This is a genomic window from Azospirillum isscasi, assembly GCF_030849505.1.
In the GTDB taxonomy this organism is placed as follows: domain Bacteria; phylum Pseudomonadota; class Alphaproteobacteria; order Azospirillales; family Azospirillaceae; genus Azospirillum; species Azospirillum isscasi.
In genome coordinates, this window is sequence record NZ_JAUJFI010000144.1 from 1 (window position 1) to 14,569 (window position 14,569).

Consider the following 14,569-nt stretch of genomic DNA (forward strand, 5'->3'; position numbering starts at 1 on the left):
CTGCTGGGCTGAAGCTCTGGCCCCGGCAGCGGCGCCGTGGCATGGTCCGAGAGTGATCGACCGGCAGGAGTTGCGGCTGCGGCGGAAGGCCCGCCCGCGGCCCGCTTCAAGGGCGGCTACGCCAAGGCGCCGAAGGAGGACCGCGGCTGCGCCCTGCCCGACCACATCGCGGAGGAGCGCAGCGCCGAGACGCGCCGCCCGGCCATCGCCGTGGGGACGCGGGTGCGGGTCCGCGCCGCCGCGAACCTGCGCGTCGCCCCCTTCTGCGACGCCAAGGTGAAGGACGTGCTGGAGAAGGGGGAAACGGTCACGGTGCTGGCCGTCTTCGGGTCCTGGTACGAGGTCGGGCGGAGCGGACGGTCGCTGGGCTTCGTCGGGGCGTCCCTGCTCACGGGTGGCAAGAGCCGCTAAAGCGAACGTCCGTTCGCTTTAGACTCATATCGCTTCATTCGCCAGCCGGCTTCGGTCGCATGGGCGACCGCGACCACCGTTGCGGTCCAAAGCGGATCGCAATCCGCTTCAACCCTTCAGCCGGGCCGCCTCGACCATGAAGCGGCGCCAGATTTCCGCCGGGACCGAGCCGCCGGTGACGCCCTTCATCGGCGCGTTGCCGTCGTTGCCGACCCACACCCCGACCGTCAGCCCGCGCCCGGCGACGCCGTCCGCGAAGCCGATGAACCAAGCGTCCCGGTAATCGTTGGTGGTGCCGGTCTTGCCGCCCGCCCCCAGCCTGGCGAGGGCCGCGGGCAGGCGGGCGGTCTTGCCGGTGCCGTCCCGCATCACCCCGGCCAGCATGGATTTCAGGGTGCCGGCGGTCCGCGGGTCGATCACCCGTTCCGGCTTCTGCGGGGTGTGGCTGTGGATCGTCCGCCCGGCGGGATCGCCGATGCGCAGGAACAGATGGCCGCCGACCTTGTTGCCGCCGTTGGCGACCGCCGCGTAAGCCTGGGTGATTTCCAGCAGCGACACTTCGCTAACCCCCAGCGCGAGGCCGAGATCCGGCTCCAGCGGCGATTCGACGCCCAGGCGGCGGGCGGCGGCGGCAATCTCCTCGGCATGGCCGCGGGTCAGCCGGGCCGACGCCGTGTTGGTGGAATGGGCGAAGGCGTCGGCCAGCGTCACCGACGACGGATAGCGGTTGTCGAAATTGCGGATGGCCCGCCCGTCCGTGAACTCCATGCGGGAGCCGTCCACGCGCGAGTCCGGCGTCAGCCCGCGCTCCAGCGCCGCCAGGAAGACGAACAGCTTGAAGGCCGAGCCGGGTTGGCGGCGGGCCTGGAGAGCCCGGTTGAAATGGTCCCGCCGGGCCGCCGCGTCGCGTCCGCCGATCATCGCCAGGATCGCCCCGTCGCCGTCCAGAGCCACCAGCGCGACCTCCGCGGCGCCCATCCTCTTCGCGTGGCGCTTCAGGGTGGTTTCCACGCTGCGCAGGGCGGCGGCCTGGAGATCGCGGTCGAGCGTGGTCCGCGCCGTGAAGGTCGGCCCTGGACGATTGCCGCCATAGCGGTCGGCGGCGAAGCGGTCGAAACGGGCTTTGGCCGTTTCGCGGAAATGGCCGGTGGACAGGACCGCCGCCTTGTTCCCCGCGGCCAGCATGGGGCGCTGGCGCTTGGTCTGCTCCGCCGTTCGTTCCGTGATGAAGCCGGCGTCGGCCATGGCGTCCAGCACCAGGGCGGCCTTCGCCTCCGCCTTCTCCAGGTCGGCGAAGGGGTTCAGGCGGGAGGGGGCGGGCAGCGAGCCGACCAGCATCGCCGCTTCCTTCAGCGACAGCTTGCCCGCCGGCTTGCCGAAGAAGACGCGCGCGGCGGCGTCCACCCCGTACGCGCCGAAACCGAAATAGGCGCGGTTCAGGTACAGGTACAGGACGTTCTTCTTGCCCAGCTTCTCCTCGAAGTCGCCGGCGCTGTACAGCTCGTACGCCTTGCGGGACCAGCGGTCGTAGCGGTTGAGGAAGATGAGCTTCATCGTTTGCTGGGTCAGCGTGCTGCCGCCCTGGCTGAAGCTGCCGGAGGTCACCGCCACGGCCAGGGCCCGGGCCAGCCCCTGGAAGTCGATGCCGTCATGTTCCAGATAGCGCCGGTCCTCCTTGGCGATCAGCGCCTGGATCAGGTGCTTCGGCAGCTTCTCCAGCGTCAGCGTGTCGCCGTACGTCTCGCCGATGGAACCGATGAAGCGCCCCTGCCGGTCGAGGAAGCGCACCCCGTGGCCGCGGTTGTGCGCCAGCACGTCGTCCACCGTGGGGAATTCCTCCCCGAACAGGTCGATCGCCCGAGCGGAAGGGGAGGACAGAAGCGGCAGCGCCAACGTCAGGGCAAAGGCAACGCGGCGCAGGACGGAGAGTCGGGGCATCGGCCGTTCGCGGAAGGCGGGACGCGCCACAGGTCGGGCGGCGGCCCCGGCTTCACAATCCCCGTACCCCTTAATTTCACGGGCACGGGCAGCCCTGCAATCGGAACGGGAATGGTCAGGCGAAGGCCGGCGGGGCCGACGGGTCGGGGCCGAAACGGTTCGGGCCGTCCGTGCCGCGGAGGAAGCCGCATTCGATCAACGCCCACAGCATCCCAACCACCGGGATCAGCACGATCAGCAGCCACCACGCCGACTTGCCGCGGTCGTGCCACCGCTTCGCCCCGACGGCAAGGCAGGGCCAGATCAGAAGGATGTTGAGCACGATCCCGAACACCGAAACATCCCCGTCCATGTCAAAGACCGGGAAGACAATGGAAATCAACATGAAAGCAAATGTGAACAGCCAGTAAGGCTTCCGACCTATTCTTCCCTTGAAGGAAAGCAGGAATTCCGACCAGGACATTGCAAAACACCTCCAAAAGCGTTGGCGGGACGCTATCAGGAGCAATCGAGATGTGGCAAGACGGCCAAATTGTCGCGCACCGCTCCTTGCTTCGAAGGGGAGCGGAGGACGGGCGGCCCACAGCAAAAAAGCCCGCCGGAACCGGCGGGCCTTTTTTGAGACGCATGTGCTGTGCGGAAGGCGGCGGGGCCTTCGCGCCGAAGGGTCACCTCGGCGCGAGAACCATCACCATCTGGCGGCCTTCGAGCTTCGGCATCTGCTCGACCTTCGCCAGTTCATCCAGCTCGTCGCGCACGCGGACCAGCACGTTCATGCCAAGATCCTGGTGCGCCATCTCGCGCCCGCGGAAGCGCATGGTCACCTTGACCTTGTCGCCTTCCTCAAGGAAGCGGCGGGCCGAGCGCATCTTCACGTCGTAGTCGTTGTCATCGATGTTGGGACGGAGCTTGATCTCCTTCACCTCGATGATCTTCTGCTTCTTGCGGGCCTCGGCGGCCTTCTTCTGCGCCTCGTACTTGTACTTGCCGTAATCGAGGATCTTGCAGACAGGCGGTTCCGCCTGCGGGGCGATCTCGACGAGATCGAGACCCGCATCTTCAGCGGCCAGCAGCGCATCGCGCAACGAAACGACGCCCACCATCTCGCCATCGGCGCCGACGAGACGGACGGAGCGTGCCGTGATCTCCCGGTTCACCCGCGGTCCATCGCGGGTCGGAGCGGCTTCGGACGGTATCCTGGCTATGGACGCTTCTCCATGACTGGTAACCCACCGGGGCGCGGCCTCCCAGAGGGAAACCCGCCCAACGGTGCGGTCGGTTAAAACGGCGAATCGAAAGCGGCGGCGCCCGCGGGGGACCTCGCCTCTTCATTCAGTTTATTGAGCGCGGCGTCAAGGGCAAGAACTTCCTGATCCTTACCACCGAGGGTCCGGAGGGCAACCGTCCGTTCTTCCGCCTCGCGCTTGCCCACGACGACCAGAACGGGGACCTTCTGAAGGCTGTGTTCACGGACCTTCAGGTTGATCTTCTCGTTCCGGGTGTCGAGTTCGGCACGGATGCCGCGGCGCTTCAGGAGGCTCAGAACCTCCTGGCCGTAGCCGTCGGCTTCGTTGGTGATGGTGCAGACCACCGCCTGGACCGGGGAAAGCCACATCGGGAACTTGCCGGCGTAATGCTCGATCAGCATGCCGACGAAGCGTTCCAGCGACCCCAGGATGGCCCGGTGCAGCATGACCGGGCGGTGGCGGGCACCGTCCTCGCCGATATAGGAGGCGTCCAGCCGTTCGGGAAGGACGAAATCGAGCTGGAGCGTGCCGCACTGCCAAGTGCGCCCGATGGCGTCGGTCAGGTGGAATTCCACCTTGGGGCCGTAGAAGGCGCCCTCGCCCGGCAGTTCCTCGAACTCCAGCCCGGCGGAGCGCAGCGCGGTGCGCAGCCCCTCCTCCGCGCGGTCCCAGGTGTCGTTCGAACCGGCGCGCACGTCGGGGCGCAGGGCCAGCTTCACGGCGATCTGGTCGAAGCCCAGATCCCGGTAGACCCCGAGCTGGAGCTTGAAATAGTCCGCCGCCTCGGTCGGCACCTGATCTTCCGTGCAGAAGATGTGGGCGTCGTCCTGGGTGAAGGCGCGCACGCGCAGGATGCCGTGCAGCGCGCCCGACGGCTCGTTGCGGTGGCAGGCTCCGAACTCCGCCATGCGGATCGGCAGGTCGCGGTAGGAGCGCAGCCCGTGCTTGAAGATCTGGACGTGGCCCGGGCAGTTCATCGGCTTGATGCCGAGCATCTTCTCGCCGTCGTCCGCCGAGACCTTGAACATGTTGTCGCCATACATGTCCCAGTGGCCCGACGCCTTGAACAGCGAGCTGTCGATGAGCTGCGGCGTCTTCACCTCGACGTAGTCCGCCTGGGCGAGCTTGGTGCGGATGTAGGTTTCCAGCGTGCGGAACAGCGTCCAGCCCTTCGGGTGCCAGAAGACCGAGCCGACGGCCTCCTCCTGCACGTGGAACAGGTCCAGCTCCCGGCCCAGCCGGCGGTGGTCGCGCTTCTCGGCTTCCTCCAGCTGGTGCAGGTAGGCCTTCAGCTCCTTCTCGTCGCGCCAGGCGGTGCCGTAGATGCGCTGGAGCATGGGGTTCCGGCTGTCGCCGCGCCAGTAGGCGCCGGCCACCTTCATCAGCTTGAAGCCGGTCCCGACCTTGCCCGTGGTGAGGGCGTGCGGGCCGCGGCACAGGTCCAGCCAGTCGTCCTGGCGGTAGATGCTGATGTCCTGATCCGCCGGGATCGCCTCGATCAGCTCCGCCTTGTAATGCTCGCCGAGCTTCTTGAAGTAGGCGATCGCCTCGTCGCGGGTCCAGACCTCGCGCACGATGGGGACGTCCTTGGCGACGATCTCGCGCATCTTCGCCTCGATCTTCTCCAGATCGTCGGGCGTGAAGGGCTCCTCGCGCGCGAAGTCGTAATAGAAGCCGTTGGCGATGGCGGGACCGATGGTCACCTGCGTGCCGGGATACAGCTTCTGCACGGCGTCGGCGAGGACGTGGGCGGCGTCGTGGCGGATGACCTCAAGCGCATCGGGATGATTGCGCGTGACGATCTCGATCTTGGCGTTGGTGGTGACGGTGGTGGTGAGGTCCTTCACCTCGCCGTCGAGCTTGACGGCAAGCGCATCCTTGGCAAGGCGCGGCCCGATGGACTGGGCGATCTCAAGCCCCGTCACCGGCCGGTCGAACTCCCGCACGCTGCCATCGGGCAGCGTGATGGCGATGTTGGACGTCACCGAAGTCACCATTTGACTGTTTGCATCGCACCCGGCGCATGCCGGGAGGCGAAACTTCTAATGCGGGCGGGCGTTCTGTCAAGGGTGGCGGGAGCGTTTCCGCCCGGAATCCGGCGCCCGGACAGCGAATTTTCTTGCAAAATTAATTCACGCCGGTTTGCGGGCGGGCCGCGGCTCCCCGAACAGATAGCCCTGGCCGAAATCGATGCCGGTGCGCAGGAGCGCGTCGAGCTGCGCCTCCGTCTCGATCTTCTCGGCGATGAGGTCGATTCCCGTTCCGTCCAGGCGGCGGCGCAGCGCCTCGGCGCGCGGCGCCAGGACGGGGTCGAGCAGCAGGCCGCGATCCAGCTTCAGATAGCGGATCTCGTGCCGCAGCAGGGCGTCCACATCGACGTCCAGGTCGGTCACCTGGTCCATGGAGAAGCGGAAGCCGATGCGGGCGAGCTGCGACAGAATGCCCATCGTCACCGCCCCGCCGGCCCGCAGCTCCTGCTGGCTCAGTTCGAACACCAGCTTGGGCACCAGCGCCTGGTTCCGGGCCATCAGGTCCAGGAACTGCGTCATGAACTCCGCGTCGCTGAGGGTCGCGGCGGACATGTTGGAGAAGAAGCCGATGGCGTGCTGGCGCCGGTCCGTCTCGCGGATGAGCTGGACGCAGCGGACCAGAAGCAGGTTGTCGATGGTGGCGATCAGCCCCTCGCGCTCCGCGATCTCCAGATAGCGGTCGGGCAGGATCAGGGACCCGTCGGCGGCCCGCACGCGCGAGAACACCTCGTAGAAGCGGTGCTTGCGCTGCGGCAGGCTGACCATGGGCTGGAGATAGATGTCGATCCGGTCGGCGGCCAGCGCGTCGCGCACCGCTTCCAGAACCGCGGCGTCGTCCATCGGCGGCGCTTCGATGACAGCCGTGGGCCGGTCCTCCGGCGGGCGCGGCGCCTGGGGCGCCGGCATGGCGTCCCGCGGTGCGGCGCGGGCCGGACGGGACTCGCGCGGCGGGTGCGGCGGGTGGTCCGCCTCCCCCGCCGGACGGGGCGCGCCGAGCCGGGCGACCAGCGCCTGCAGGAGCTTCACCTCCTGAAGGACGGTCTCCTGGGTCACGGTGCCGGGAGCGGCGCTCCGGCCCTCCTCCATCCGGGCGGTCCGCCGGTCCAGCGCCGCGGCCAGGGCATCGAGGCTCCGCTGCACGCCGTCCAGCCGGTCGAGGACGGCCCGCCCGCGCTCCCGCCGGATCAGCCCTTCGTGAAAGACGACTCCGGCCAGGAGGATCAGCGCCCCAGCCAGCCAGCCGCTCGCCGGATCGGTGCCGGGCCGCAGGTCCGGCAGGCCGATGGCGGTCGCGACCGCCGCCGCCACGACGGCCAGCGCGTACAGCAGGGTCGGGAGGGACGCCATGCCCCCGCTCAGCGGTGGTCCGCCCCAACGGCGTCGCCCAGCGTGGCAAAGCCGTCGCGGCGCAGCAGGGCGGCCAGATCGCGCCGGATCGCCGGCACCAGCGCCGGCCCGGCATAGACCAGCGCGGAATAGAGCTGCACCAGCGACGCCCCGGCGCGGATCTTGGCGTAGGCGTCGGCGCCCGAGGCGATGCCGCCCGCTCCGACCAGCGGCAGCTTGCCGCCGGTCAGCCGGTACATTTCCCGCAGGACGGCGGTGGAGGGCGCGAACAGCGGCTTGCCGGACAGGCCACCGGCTTCCGATCGCAGCGGCTCCGGAATGTCCGCCGGGCGGGCGATGGTGGTGTTGGAGACGATCAGCCCGTCGATGCCCGACTCCAGCGCGACGGCGGCGATGTCGGCCTTGTCCTCGTCGGTCAGGTCCGGGGCGATCTTCAGCAGGACGGGGGGCGCCTTGGCCAGCTTGCAGGCCGTCCGCGCGTCCAGCACGCGGCCCAGCAGGGTGCGCAGCGGGTCGCGCCCCTGGAGCGCGCGCAGGCCCGGCGTGTTGGGCGACGACACGTTGACGACCAGATAGTCGGCCAGCGCCGCCACCCGCGTCACGCCGAGGACGTAATCGTCCGCCGCCTCCACCGTGTCCTTGTTCTTGCCCAGGTTGGCCCCGACGATGCCCGGCGCCTTGCGTCCTTCCGACAGCCGCCGCTCCAGCCGCCGGGCGAAGGCGTCCAGCCCCTCGTTGTTGAAGCCCATCCGGTTGATGACGGCCCCCTGCTCCGGCGCGCGGAACAGGCGCGGCCTGGGGTTGCCGGGCTGCGGGCGGGGGGTGACGCTGCCCGCCTCGACGAAGCCGAAGCCCAGCCGCAGCATGGCGTCCACCACCTCGGCGTTCTTGTCGAAGCCGGCGGCGAGGCCCACCGGGTTGGCGAAGTCCAGCCCCAGCACGCGGGTCCGCAGGATGGGGTCGTCCTTCTCCCGCACCGGCGGCATCAGCCCGCTCGACAGGGCCTTGATGGTCAGTCCGTGCGCCGTCTCCGGATCGAAGCTGCGCAGGACGGGGCCGACGATGGGAAACAGGTCGATCACGGCGCGGTGTCCTTGAAGTTCGCTGGGAAAACGTGGCGGCCGTCCGGCCCCAGCGGCAGCGGGTCGGCGCGCAGCACCGCCGCGGGCGGCAGCGGGCCGTAGAGATGGGGGAAAAGCTGGCCGCCGCGCGACGGCTCCCATTTCAGGGCGTCGCCCAGAGCGGCGCCGTCCACCGTCAGCAGCACGAGGCCGTCCTGCCCGGCGCGGTGCTTGGCGGCGCTCTCCTCGACCTGGGAGCCGGTGGAGAAATGGATGAAGCCGTCCGCCGCATCCTGCGACGAGCCGTGATAGGCGCCGGCGGCGAGCGCCCGCTCCCACTCCGCGGCCCGGCACATATGGAAGATGATCCGTTCAGTCATGGCGCGGCGACCTTACCGCAAAGCCCGCCGGCAAAGCCAGATGTGGCAAAAGCGGGACGGGCGGGGGGAGATGGGGGACCGGCAAAACGGGACGTTGCGCTGTTTGCTTCGCAATTTGCAAACGCGGCTTCGGAAATCCTGAAGCGTTTTGCAGAAAGAAAATTGGCGGCCCGGCCCCGCCCGACCGGCCAGCCCCGGGGAAACGCCGGAAAATCAAGGCTTCCGCCCCTTCGACGCGGGCCGTCCAGGATTGGCATCAGGATTGCTGAGAGGGGGGCAAGCAAGGAGATGCCCCATGAACGCGATTGCGATGAATGTTGTGAAGGAACGGCACCCGGTGGAACACGCGCTCGATTCGCGCATCCATGGGGTGATCGTGACCGGCGTGGACACCGCCCCCCTGGCCGCCGTCGAGGCCAGCAGCACGCCCGTTCCGCTGAAGCCGTCGGCGGCGATGCTGGCCGCGGGGTCGCGCGCCGGTGGCGTCTCGGTCGAGACGGCCTGGAAGATTTATCTGGCAATGATCAAGGAAGCCGCCTGACCGGTCCGCTCCGGCCTCTCCCACCCGCGGCGGCACCGGTCCCGGAACGGATCCCGGGCCGCCGGAGCGTCGGAGAGGGACGTCATCCGACGTCGTTGTAGAACTGGAACCCGCCGATTCCGGCGCAGGCACTGCGGCCCTGGGCCCATTCCGGGTTCTCGCCCGTCCGGTGCAGATGCGTCGCTCCGCCGGTCGGATCGTTGAGCAATCCGGCCACCGCACGGCGCGCGATCCGCTGGGCGGCGGCGAAGACCGGGTCCGTGGAGGTCACCGACAGCAGCCCCAGCCGCCCCGGCGCGTCCGGGTCCCAGCAATGGAACTGCCCCGGCAGACGGCAGACGGAGACCACACCGTCCCCCCACCACCATCCCCCATGGTCACGCGCGCGGCTGACGCGGTTCATCACGACCGCCGCCACCGCCTCCATGGCCCGCACGGACTCATCGCGCGCCTCCCCCCACAGGGTGCGGGCGAGCGTGTCGACCGCATCGCCGGGGACATCGCCGGAAGCGTCGCCGGCGGAACCGGACAACGACACCGCAGCCGGGCCGGGTTCCGGCTTCAGGACGCGCGCCCTCATCGGCGGCCCCCGTCGGCATAGGGCGGGACACAGGGCTGGCCGAACGGCGCGCAGCCGTTTTCCAGCTTGTTCTCGATGCGCAGCAGATGGTCGGTCAGCCGCTGCTCAACATCCTTCAGCGTCGCGACCGAGACGTAGGTCTTCGCGACCTCCAGCTTGTAGGCGGCGAGGCTCTCGCGCACCTGCGCCTGGGCGGACTCGGCGCGCGCCCGCACGGTCTCCAGCGCGGTTTCCGCGTCCTTGCGCAGCCGCGCGATCAGCCAGAACAGCCCGCCCATGACGGGCAGCTCGACCGCCGTGATCCACCAGGACAGGTCGATGGTTTCCTGCATGTGCTTTCTCCGGAATAAGGCAAAAGAAAAGGCCGCCCTCCGGTCGGGAAGGCGGCCCGGCTGAACACGGGTCCCACGAGTGGCGGTCACACATCCCATTCCCCCGCCCATTCCCCCGCCGCAACCGGCGAAGCCGCGGAGCGCCAGTCCGGTTTCCGCCCCGGCGCCGGCTGGCGGTCGAAGCGGAACGGCTCGCAGGACAGGGCGCCGGCCACCGCGTCCAGCCCGTCGTCGCGGCCCGTGTAACGCCCGTCCGGCGACCATTCCCGCATCTCGCGGATGAAGGGCGTCTCCCACACCGCGGCATGGGCCAGCAGCCGCCGGTCGGCGAGCAGGGCGTCGAACGCCTCGCGGATGCGCAGGGCCTTGGCGCGGCGGCTGGCCTCCTCGACCACGGCGGCACCGACCTTCTCCTTCAGAAGCGCCTTGCGCAGCAGGCCGGGCAGGAAGCGCCCGATGCCGTTGATCTCCACATGCACCGCCGGCAGATGGTGCCGCTCCAGGAAGCGGGCGACCTGGAGGCACTGCTGTTCCGCCTCGGTGTCCGGATCGCCGGGGTCCACCGTCAGGTAGAGCACCCGGTGCAGATAGAAGCGCCCGTCCGTCCCGCCGAACACCGCCGCGACGACGCTGGAGTCGCCGGGCTTCCCGCCCTCCGCCGCCGGACGGGCGAAGGCGGGGTCCCACCAGCAGGAGGCCGAGGCCATGCGCACGCCGTTCAGCGTCAGCATCGCCCGCCCCGCCGATTCCCGGTAGTCCGGCTCCCCGTCGTAACGGCCCAGCCGGTCGGGATCGAGGAAGCCCTCCGCCTCGTTCACCGGGCGCAACAGCATCTGGCTGGTGAATTTGTTGGGGCCGGTGGTCTTGCGGATGCGGTTGACGTGCGCCTCGCTGAAGCGCTGGGGCCAGGCGTAGCGGCGTTTGCCGTCCGGTCCCTCCGTGTAGACCGGCAGGACCAGCCGCGCGAAACCGTCCAGGAAGGGCCGCGTCTCCCCCGCCTCCGTCCGCGGCTCCTCCGCGTAGATGGAGTAGTAGCTGTGCGGCGTCCCGACATAGAGCTGCACCCCGCCCGGCACCAGCAGATAGTCGATCTCCGCCAGCTTCTCGCGCAGGTCGGCCCGCTTGCCGGGACTGCCGGAAGTGCGCGGCACCTCCACGTCGTCGCAGATCACCACGTCGGCGCGGCTGCCCGTGATGTTGCCGCCGATGCCCGCCGCCACCATCGAGGGGTCGCGCAACTCCTGCGGGCGGACCACGGTGAACTGGTCGGCGGCCCACTGGTCGCGCTCCTTCGCCGGAGGCTTCAGGCCGCGGGTGTCGGGGTGGCGCTCGATGATGCGCTTGACGTTGCGCACCATCTTCTTGGCCAGCTTCATGTCCGCCGCCAGGACCAGCAGGCGGCGGTTGGGGTCCTGGTAGAGCATCCAGGCCGCGAACAGCCCGACGATGGACGACTTGCCCGCCCCGCGGAAGGCCATCAGCAGCAGACGCGGTCCGATGCCGGCGGCCCCCAGATCGACGGACTGGCGCTCCAGCCATGCGGCGATCTGCAGATGGTGGCGCGGGGTGGACAGATCGGATTGCCGGTTCCAGTCCTGGACGAAGGCGAAGAACCCCTTCTTCCTCTCTTCCGCCGCCTCCATCACGCCACCCGTCCCAGAATGTGCCAGCCCGCACCATTGGACATCGCCGTCACGGCGCTGCCGGTGGACCCCAGGGTCACCGGCGCGTTGTCCGGCCCGCTGCCGCCCTGCACGGTGACGGTGACCGGGTTGCCCGACACGTCGGCCTTCTTGACGGTCACCGTGCGCCCGACCGCGTGCAGCGCGCCCGGCGGCGGCAGCCGCACCGTGACGGCGCCGCTGTAGGCGCTGACCAGATACAGCGCCTGGTTCAGATCCGGCTCGAACAGGCCCGGCTGGTCGTGGAAATGGGCGTTGCCGGGCCGGTTGTTGCCGGCCACCACCCACCAGCCCGCACCGTTCGACACGACGGTCACGAAGTCGTAGCGGTTGCCCAGCGCCACCGTCCGCCCGTCCGGCCCCGGCCCGCCGGTCTCGGTGACGGTCAGCCGGTGGGTGGAGGCGTCCGTCCGCTTCACGGTCACCGCATGGCCGTTGGCCGACCCCGCCGCCGGCAGCCGAAGCTCCACGTCGCCGGTGTAGGCGCTGACCAGATAGACGGAGCTGGCGAGGTCCAGAGCGATCACCCCGCCCGCCTGCGGCTCCACATACTCCGTGTCGTAGCGCAGCGCCTCGACGACCAGTTCGGAAATGCGGCTGCGCGCCAGCCGGTTCTTTTCCGGGTAGCCGGCGTTCACCGCCGTGTAGCGCCCGCCGGACTTGTCATAGATGGCCGGGCCGGCGGACATCGACAGCAGGTTGACGATGGCCGTCTCCACCGACCCGGCGTCGAGCTGCACGTTCGGCACGCCGCCCAGCGTCTCGGCGTAGAAGTTCAGGATCAGCGTCTTGTCGGTGTTGGCGCCGACGCGGAAGCAGGCCAGCGCCATGGTGGACAGGTTCGCCTCGCAGTCCTGGAAGCTGTTGTTGTACTTGCCCTGCTCCACGAAAAAGCCGCAGCCGGCGATGGGCGCCGACAGCGAATAGACGCGCACCATGGAGAAGCGGTTGGCGTTGGGCGTGTCGCCCTCCCCCGTCCGGGTCAGCCACACCCCGTGCAGCGACGGGCGCGCCACCAGCACGCGCGACACCATGTTCCAGTAGCAGGGCCAGTTGGGATCGGTGTAGCCGTCGAACAGCAGCCCCACCCGCGGGTCCCAGATGGTCAGGTCGCTCAGCGTGTTGTGCACGCAGGGGCCGTCACGCCCGAACAGCTTCACCCCGGCGTCGCCCTTCTCCAGCCGCAGCCCCGCCACCGTGGCGTAGCCGTCCGGCAGATGGATCAGGTCGAACCCCGCCGAGGCCCCGGCGACGACGGACCCCTGCCCCGCCCCGTACAGCGTCTGGCCGTAGCCCACGGTCAGCGTGTTGGTGATCCGGTAGGTGCCCGGCGGCACATAAACCGCCGTGGCGTTGGTCAGCGCGGCCTGGATCGCCAGCGTGTCGTCCACGATGCCGTCGCCCACCGCTCCGAAGTCCTTCACCGACAGCGCGTCGGCCAGCTTCTCCCGCACCGGGCGGCGGACCGCACCGGCGCCGGGGGCGAGGAAGGTGGACAGCGCTTCCTCGTCCACCGGCTTGCGGGCGATGGGGTTGCCCACCGTGTCGAAGGCCAGGAGCTGGCCGGCCCGCACCGCCCGTTCCGGCAGCCGGTTGGAGGCCGGCAGGTCGGTGTCGGTGTAGCGCAGCATCAGCTTCTGATCCCCGGCCACCTGCTGGAGCGCCGCGGTGAGCTGGTCGAACTCGCGGTTCAGGCTGGAGGCGGGAAGCGGCCCGCTCTCCAGGAAGTCGCTCATCCGCTCGATGGGCAGGCGGCGGCGCAGCAGGACGGGCGTCCCGGCCTCCGGCGGCGCGCCGAAGGCCACCGTGCCGCCCGCCGTCTCCCCGGCGCCGGTCACCGCATAGCCGGTGGTCTGCCGCGCCGCCCCCAGGAAGACCTGAAGGTCGCCGCCCTCGAAGACCGGGAACGGAAAGGTGAAGTCGGTCTGCACGCCGTCGGCAAGATACTGGACGCGCGGGTTGCCGCGCGGAACGTCGATTGCGCTGGGCATGGTTGCGCCCCTCCTGCTGCGTGGAACGAAAAGGCCCGGCGGGGCGAAAGCGTCCGTGAGGAAAGCGTCAGTAGAAGCGGCTCATGAACTCCAGCCGCTGGCGCTCGGCGAGCTGCGCCTGTTCCAGCAGGTTGCGCCGGCGCACGCCGTCCACCTCCTGCTGGATGGCCTCGCGCTTCAGCCGGTCGGCGCCCTCCGCCTCCGCGCGCTCCGCGGCGCCGTCCTTGACGACGCCGAGCAGGATCGCCTCGCCGGAGCCGTCCGCCGCGCTGACCCCGTTGGAGCCCAGCGCGGCGCGGGTGCGCGCCCCGGTCCGGCGCAGGGCGTCCACGCGCCGCCGCTCGTCCGCTTGCGCGGCGGCGGACGCCTGGGCGAGGCGGGTGCGCGCGTCCCCCTCCTTCTCCGCCAGGGTGGCGGCCTGCCCGGTGCGAAGCTGCTGCACCGCCAGATTCTGGCTCTGCGCCAGCCAGTCCATCTCGCGGACGCGCTGCTGCTCCGCCTCGATGCGGGCCTGCTGCGCCTCGATGCGGGCCTGCTCCTCCTTTCGGCGCTGAAGCTCCTGGTCCTGGCGGCGCAGCTCGTCCTCGCGCTGCCATTGCAGCCGCTGCTGTTCCGCCTGATAGGCGTATTTGCGCGCCTCCGCTTCCTGCTGCTGGCGCGCCGCGGTTTCCTGCTGACGCGCCGCCGCCTCCTGCTGCTGACGTGCCGCGGCCTCCTGCTGCTGGCGCGCCGCCGCCTCCTGCTGCTGGCGCGCCGCGGCCTCCTCCCGGCGCGTGCTGGCCGAGGCGCCGGAGACGCGGTCCACCGTGTCGGCGACGGAGTTCGCCAGCGGCAGGGCCGCCGTGGCAAGGGTCGTGATTCCGCCCATCAGTCGTTCACCCTCAATTCCATGGTTACGGACAAAAGCGTGAAGGGCAGCGGCGCGTCCTGCCGGATGCTCCACAGGGGCCGGTCGCTGTCGCGGCGCCAGCCCAGCGCGCGCAGCTTGCGGTCGCCGGACACCAGCGCCGGCACGCCGCCCGCGGGCTG

General features: G+C 69.9%; 14 protein-coding genes. 2 read left to right on the forward strand and 12 right to left on the reverse strand.

Going from position 1 to position 14,569, the window contains the following annotated elements; all coding sequences use genetic code 11:
• Positions 1-36 precede the first annotated feature (36 nt).
• On the forward strand, positions 37-411 hold the full coding sequence (locus QSG27_RS22325) for an SH3 domain-containing protein (protein WP_306710007.1): 375 nt from the start codon (positions 37-39) through the stop codon (positions 409-411).
• Between the two features lie 108 nt (positions 412-519).
• On the opposite strand, the gene QSG27_RS22330 is transcribed toward QSG27_RS22325, so the two are convergent.
• The 7 genes from QSG27_RS22330 to QSG27_RS22360 form a co-directional block, all read right to left on the reverse strand.
• Positions 520-2,349, reverse strand: coding sequence for a transglycosylase domain-containing protein (locus tag QSG27_RS22330; protein WP_306710011.1), 1,830 nt, complete (start codon positions 2,347-2,349; stop codon positions 520-522).
• A gap of 115 nt (positions 2,350-2,464) precedes the next feature.
• Positions 2,465-2,812, reverse strand: coding sequence for a DUF805 domain-containing protein (locus tag QSG27_RS22335; RefSeq protein ID WP_306710012.1), 348 nt, complete (start codon positions 2,810-2,812; stop codon positions 2,465-2,467).
• Between the two features lie 205 nt (positions 2,813-3,017).
• Positions 3,018-3,545 carry a translation initiation factor IF-3 gene (infC, locus tag QSG27_RS22340; protein WP_149469411.1) on the reverse strand — a complete coding sequence of 176 codons (528 nt, stop codon included), beginning with the start codon at positions 3,543-3,545 and terminating at the stop codon, positions 3,018-3,020.
• Between the two features lie 83 nt (positions 3,546-3,628).
• Positions 3,629-5,593, reverse strand: coding sequence for a threonine--tRNA ligase (gene thrS, locus QSG27_RS22345; RefSeq protein WP_306710013.1), 1,965 nt, complete (start codon positions 5,591-5,593; stop codon positions 3,629-3,631).
• 135 nt (positions 5,594-5,728) lie between these two features.
• Entirely contained in the window at positions 5,729-6,973 is a 1,245-nt protein-coding gene (locus QSG27_RS22350) for an EAL domain-containing protein (RefSeq protein ID WP_306710015.1), read from the reverse strand.
• 8 nt (positions 6,974-6,981) lie between these two features.
• A complete protein-coding gene (locus tag QSG27_RS22355) occupies positions 6,982-8,055 on the reverse strand; it encodes a quinone-dependent dihydroorotate dehydrogenase (protein ID WP_306710017.1) in 1,074 nt (357 codons plus the stop codon).
• Complete coding sequence (locus tag QSG27_RS22360) at positions 8,052-8,414, reverse strand: DUF952 domain-containing protein (protein WP_306710019.1); 363 nt, start codon at positions 8,412-8,414, stop codon at positions 8,052-8,054. Before QSG27_RS22360 ends, QSG27_RS22355 begins: the two co-directional genes overlap by 4 nt.
• 295 nt (positions 8,415-8,709) lie before the next feature.
• Between QSG27_RS22360 and QSG27_RS22365 the strand changes: the two genes are divergently transcribed.
• Positions 8,710-8,955, forward strand: coding sequence for a hypothetical protein (locus QSG27_RS22365; protein ID WP_306710021.1), 246 nt, complete (start codon positions 8,710-8,712; stop codon positions 8,953-8,955).
• An 82-nt stretch (positions 8,956-9,037) separates the two neighbouring features.
• Here the strand turns inward: QSG27_RS22365 and QSG27_RS22370 are convergent, their stop codons facing one another.
• From QSG27_RS22370 to QSG27_RS22390, 5 genes are all read right to left on the reverse strand, one after another.
• Entirely contained in the window at positions 9,038-9,535 is a 498-nt protein-coding gene (locus QSG27_RS22370) for a cell wall hydrolase (RefSeq protein WP_306710022.1), read from the reverse strand.
• Positions 9,532-9,867, reverse strand: a complete 336-nt coding sequence (locus tag QSG27_RS22375) for a hypothetical protein (protein ID WP_306710024.1) — start codon at positions 9,865-9,867, stop codon at positions 9,532-9,534. The genes QSG27_RS22370 and QSG27_RS22375 overlap by 4 nt, the downstream gene beginning before the upstream one ends.
• Before the next feature lie 86 nt (positions 9,868-9,953).
• On the reverse strand, positions 9,954-11,510 hold the full coding sequence (gene terL, locus QSG27_RS22380) for a phage terminase large subunit (protein ID WP_306710026.1): 1,557 nt from the start codon (positions 11,508-11,510) through the stop codon (positions 9,954-9,956).
• Positions 11,510-13,540, reverse strand: coding sequence for a glycosyl hydrolase family 28-related protein (locus tag QSG27_RS22385; protein ID WP_306710027.1), 2,031 nt, complete (start codon positions 13,538-13,540; stop codon positions 11,510-11,512). Before QSG27_RS22385 ends, terL begins: the two co-directional genes overlap by 1 nt.
• Before the next feature lie 67 nt (positions 13,541-13,607).
• Positions 13,608-14,408, reverse strand: coding sequence for a hypothetical protein (locus QSG27_RS22390; protein WP_306710029.1), 801 nt, complete (start codon positions 14,406-14,408; stop codon positions 13,608-13,610).
• Positions 14,409-14,569: the final 161 nt, after the last annotated feature.

Excerpts from the sequence above, each read along its gene's own strand:
- terL (WP_306710026.1), bottom strand. The coding sequence starts at position 11,510 with ATGGAGGCGGCGGAAGAGAGGAAGAAGGGGTTCTTCGCCTTCGTCCAG.
- QSG27_RS22350 (WP_306710015.1), bottom strand. The coding sequence starts at position 6,973 with ATGGCGTCCCTCCCGACCCTGCTGTACGCGCTGGCCGTCGTGGCGGCG.
- QSG27_RS22375 (WP_306710024.1), bottom strand. The coding sequence starts at position 9,867 with ATGCAGGAAACCATCGACCTGTCCTGGTGGATCACGGCGGTCGAGCTG.
- QSG27_RS22360 (WP_306710019.1), bottom strand. The coding sequence starts at position 8,414 with ATGACTGAACGGATCATCTTCCATATGTGCCGGGCCGCGGAGTGGGAG.
- QSG27_RS22335 (WP_306710012.1), bottom strand. The coding sequence starts at position 2,812 with ATGTCCTGGTCGGAATTCCTGCTTTCCTTCAAGGGAAGAATAGGTCGG.
- QSG27_RS22365 (WP_306710021.1), top strand. The coding sequence starts at position 8,710 with ATGAACGCGATTGCGATGAATGTTGTGAAGGAACGGCACCCGGTGGAA.
- thrS (WP_306710013.1), bottom strand. The coding sequence starts at position 5,593 with ATGGTGACTTCGGTGACGTCCAACATCGCCATCACGCTGCCCGATGGC.
- QSG27_RS22390 (WP_306710029.1), bottom strand. The coding sequence starts at position 14,408 with ATGGGCGGAATCACGACCCTTGCCACGGCGGCCCTGCCGCTGGCGAAC.
- QSG27_RS22330 (WP_306710011.1), bottom strand. The coding sequence starts at position 2,349 with ATGCCCCGACTCTCCGTCCTGCGCCGCGTTGCCTTTGCCCTGACGTTG.
- QSG27_RS22385 (WP_306710027.1), bottom strand. The coding sequence starts at position 13,540 with ATGCCCAGCGCAATCGACGTTCCGCGCGGCAACCCGCGCGTCCAGTAT.
- QSG27_RS22370 (WP_306710022.1), bottom strand. The coding sequence starts at position 9,535 with ATGAGGGCGCGCGTCCTGAAGCCGGAACCCGGCCCGGCTGCGGTGTCG.